Source organism: Psychrobacter sp. (genome assembly GCF_018260395.1).
GTDB lineage: Bacteria > Pseudomonadota > Gammaproteobacteria > Pseudomonadales > Moraxellaceae > Psychrobacter.
Genome location: NZ_JAGLBC010000233.1, coordinates 1 through 2031 on the forward strand (window position 1 = coordinate 1; position 2031 = coordinate 2031).

The 2031-nt window shown below is 37.8% G+C and carries 2 protein-coding genes; both read right to left on the reverse strand.

Translation table 11 applies throughout. The features are described 5' to 3' along the window. Positions 1 to 174 precede the first annotated feature (174 nt). A complete protein-coding gene (lipA, locus tag QZ265_RS10755; RefSeq protein ID WP_296406047.1) occupies positions 175 to 1218 on the reverse strand; it encodes a lipoyl synthase in 1044 nt (347 codons plus the stop codon). A 258-nt stretch (positions 1219 to 1476) separates the two neighbouring features. Next, a complete protein-coding gene (locus QZ265_RS10760) occupies positions 1477 to 1896 on the reverse strand; it encodes a carboxymuconolactone decarboxylase family protein (protein WP_296406049.1) in 420 nt (139 codons plus the stop codon). Positions 1897 to 2031: the final 135 nt, after the last annotated feature.

Consider the following 2031-nt stretch of genomic DNA (forward strand, 5'->3'; position numbering starts at 1 on the left):
ATGCTAATAAATCAAACCATAAGCCCATTCAAGTGACTACTATTTAGTTGATTATACTTAAGTGGTTTTGACTAAATAATGGTTTTTATTGAATAGATAAAACAAGTAAAAATAAAAAGGAGGACTATCTCAAATAGCCCTCCTTTTTTTTAAACTTATTGAATAAAATGTTACTTAGCAGCCAAGTTTACCTTCAGCTTCTAAAGCTTTTTTACTACGAATAGGTGCAGGGCAGTCCTCACCATAGAACTGACGGTCTGCAAAATAGCTTGAGCGAACCATAGGTCCTGCCCAAATGCTAAAGAAGCCAATCTTTTTACCATAATCCATATAACGTTGGAACTCATCAGGATGTACATAGCGGTCAACAGGCGCATGGTTCTTACTCGGTTGTAAGTACTGACCGATAGTAATCATATCAACATTATGTGCTTTTAAATCATCAAGTAAGGCATAAATCTCTTCTTCAGTTTCACCTAGGCCGACCATAAAGCCGCATTTGGTTGCAATATCAGGACGACGCGCCTTATAGTGCTTTAATAAGTCTAAGGAATGCTGATAATCAGAACCAGGGCGAAAAGCCTTGTAAAGACGAGGCACTGTTTCGATATTATGGTTAAACACATCGGGCGCAGTTTCAGTCAATAAATCTAATGCCACATCCATACGTCCTCGGAAATCAGGAACTAAGATTTCAATTAAGCAATTAGGACTTAAAGCTTTAGATTCATTAATCACATCAACGAAATGCTGGGCACCACCATCTTTTAGATCATCACGGTCTACAGAAGTTATCACTGCATATTTAAGACCTAAACCCAATATGGTTTCTGCTGTATGGCGAGGCTCGTCTTTATCAAGCTCATTGGGTCTACCATGAGCCACATCACAAAACGGGCAACGGCGGGTACAAATATCACCCATAATCATAAAGGTTGCCGTACCATCTCCAAAACACTGCGGAAGGTTGGGGCAGGCGGCCTCTTCACAAACGGTATAAAGCTTTTGTTTACGAAGGGTCTTCTTAATACGATCCACCTCAGCCGGTGATGACATTTTAACGCGAATCCAGTCAGGCTTTTTAGGCGCCTGTACGGTGGGTATAACTTTAATTGGAATACGAGCCACTTTGTCATAGCCGCGCAGTTTTTCACCTTTTAACGCTTTTTTTGGTTTTGGTGCTGCATTTGGCACGAAAGTTTGCACTGTAGTTGTCATAATCAGCTTCTGTCCTAACCCTTAATACCATTAGGAATTACCTAAAGGTAGAAGGGTTTAATGATTTTTTAAATTATAAAAATAAGTGGTCTTATTATATCAGATATTAGTCTAACAGCGGATAATTCAACCCCAAGTTTAGACTAGGGTGTATTTGAATTAGATTAAGTCTTTTTTAGTTTAAGTCTTTTTAAGATTAAGTTTTATGTATCACTCTATAGAAGCTATCAGCCCAAATATCAACCAAACTATTAAGTTTTATGGGTGCTGCAAATCAATACCTAACTCTGTTAATGCGTCAATGGCTGCTCGGAATGCTTCTTGAGCGGCAGGTGCACCACAGTACGGAAGGCTATGCATTAGCACCTCACGTATCTCTTCTACAGACGCACCATTATTTATGGCCCCTCTAACATGACCTTTTAACTCATTGGGACTTTTTTGGGCAATCAAAAAAGCAATGGTAATTAATGAGCGATATTTAAGTGGCAATATTTCATCATCTTGCCAAGTGCTGCCCCAAGCATGTTCAATGATCCAATCTTGCAAAGGCTGTGTAAAAGGTGTTGCTGAGTTCAAAGAGCGCTGAACATGAGCTTCTCCCATCACTTGTGTACGCACTTTAAGTCCATTTTCAAAATTGCTATTTTTACTATTATTAGCCTCATTGTTTGACATGTATTAAATTCCTTAGTTAAAAATTATTTAAAACTAGCTAGATAAATCATTAAATTAAACGATAAACTTATAACAATAAATAAGCATCTATTAGATTATAAAGCTTTTGGAATAACGTCTAACCGTTAATTATTA